Source organism: Microvirga tunisiensis (assembly GCF_009296175.1).
Classification (GTDB): domain Bacteria; phylum Pseudomonadota; class Alphaproteobacteria; order Rhizobiales; family Beijerinckiaceae; genus Microvirga; species Microvirga tunisiensis.
The window spans coordinates 1-1,829 of record NZ_VOSK01000669.1; the positions used below are offsets into that span (position 1 = coordinate 1).

The following is a 1,829-nucleotide window of genomic DNA, read 5'->3' on the forward strand; positions in this document are numbered from 1 at the left end:
ATAGAGACAAGTATCCATAGCGGGGCTCCTCAACCGTTGCACACCCCGCATCCGCCTCATCAATCTTCACGAAAGCTATTCCAAATCAAGCACTTGAAGCGAGTAATAAAATTGCTCACCAGCCTCTAGGTAGCGATGCAGGACGTCGCTCTGGTAGTCGATAAGGACGACTTGCGTTCCCGTCGGCACCGGTCGGCCGGCCTTGATCGCATCGAGGGCCGCGCGACTGGTCAGCATATACTCCCGGGTCACGCCGCGACGGACCGTCGCGTAATGTTCGAGCTGCTCAAGAGGCGGAAACGTGACCGCTTCCGTCTCGGCGTGGGCTGGCGCCGGTCCCTTGCCATCCGGCAGCATCAGGTATCCACCCACCGCGGTCACCACGAAGGCCGTTGACAACAACCCCAAACGCCAAACCCTTCCCCTCGTCCTCACACATGTCCTTTCGTGCTCAGGCTGGTGCCTGTTCCAGATGGGACAGTAGCAAGTGCGACAGCCGGGCATTAGGCGCGCTGCGGCGCATGCGCCTATGAGCCTGGCTCATTAATCGCATCCCGGAGTGGATGGACGGCCCCGGTGATCGCCTGCTGACAGGTCCCATCCGGCGGCGTGGAATTGATGAGCAAGGCTCATAGGCACATGCGCGTCTCAGCTCCTAATCGCCTTTCAACGGACAGCCTATGTTCAGCTCCGAGTCGCCATGCGCCGCTGGATCCCTCTGAGGGTTCACCCGCTTTGGCTGCCCTTCCCTTCTGCGGCTCCGGGCCCTGCCCACCGCATACAACCAAGTTCCGAGACACTGATGACCATGAGCTTCGCTTCCTCAAGCGACACGATACCTGACCGCGTTCCGGCATGGGGCCCCGTCCTCGCCATGTCGCTGTGCTGCATGGTGCTCGTCGCCTCCGAATTCATGCCCGTCAGCCTGTTGACGCCGATTGCGTCCGATCTCCACATGACGGAAGGACAGGCTGGGCAGGCCATCTCCATCTCGGGCATCTTCGCTGTGCTCACGAGCCTGTTCATCTCAGGTGCGACGGCGGGGCGGGACCGGCGAACGGTTCTGCTCGCGCTCGCCCTCTCCCTGATCGTCTCCGGCTCGGTCGTAGCCTTGGCACCGAACTACCCGATTCTCATGGCTGGCAGAGCCATCCTGGGAGTTGCCATCGGCGGCTTCTGGTCGATGTCGACTGCGGCGGTGATGCGCCTCGTATCGGAGGATCGCGTGCCGCGGGCGCTGGCGATCCTGCAAGGCGGCACCGCGCTGGCCTCAACGGTCGCAGCCCCGCTTGGGAGCTTTCTGGGTGGGTACATTGGATGGCGTGGAGCCTTCTTCTGCGTGGTGCCCGTGGCCGCCATTGCGCTGGCATGGCTGCTGGCGAGCCTGCCCTCCATGCACTCCGAGCGGCAGACGGGTTCAGGCAACGTGTTCAAGCTGCTCCGCAAGCCCGTGGTCGCCTACGGCATGGCAGCGGTGACGCTCTTCTTCATGGGCCAGTTCGCTCTGTTCACGTATCTGCGGCCCTTCCTCGAGATCGTGACCGGTGTCGACCTGTCGACGCTGTCCCTTATCCTGCTGCTTCTGGGCGGGACTGGGCTTGCCGGAACGTTCTGTCAAGCGACACCGAGATTTACGAGATAAGGCGACATCCAGTTTTACGACGGCTCAAGCGTGAGCCCGCTGGAGAGCCTCCTCCAGATCCCGCAGGCGATAGCTGCGCCCCTTGATGTTGAGAACATGCGCTCGGTGCAGCAGGCGGTCGAGGATGGCCGTGGCCAGCACCTCGTCGCCGGCCAGCAGCTCGGTCCACTCCCGGATGCTCTTGTTC

1 protein-coding gene and 2 pseudogenes are annotated in these 1,829 nt (G+C 62.7%); 1 reads left to right on the plus strand and 2 read right to left on the minus strand.

What is annotated here, in order from left to right; translation table 11 throughout:
* Positions 1–75: 75 nt before the first annotated feature.
* Positions 76–402, minus strand: a complete 327-nt coding sequence (locus FS320_RS49405; RefSeq protein WP_244627751.1) for a hypothetical protein — start codon at positions 400–402, stop codon at positions 76–78.
* A 400-nt stretch (positions 403–802) separates the two neighbouring features.
* Here FS320_RS49405 and FS320_RS42675 point away from each other — a divergent pair.
* A pseudogene (locus FS320_RS42675) lies at positions 803–1,609 on the plus strand (MFS transporter); the annotation flags it as partial.
* 78 nt (positions 1,610–1,687) lie between these two features.
* On the opposite strand, the pseudogene FS320_RS42680 reads toward FS320_RS42675, so the two are convergent.
* A pseudogene (locus tag FS320_RS42680) lies at positions 1,688–1,829 on the minus strand (ATP-binding protein); the annotation flags it as partial.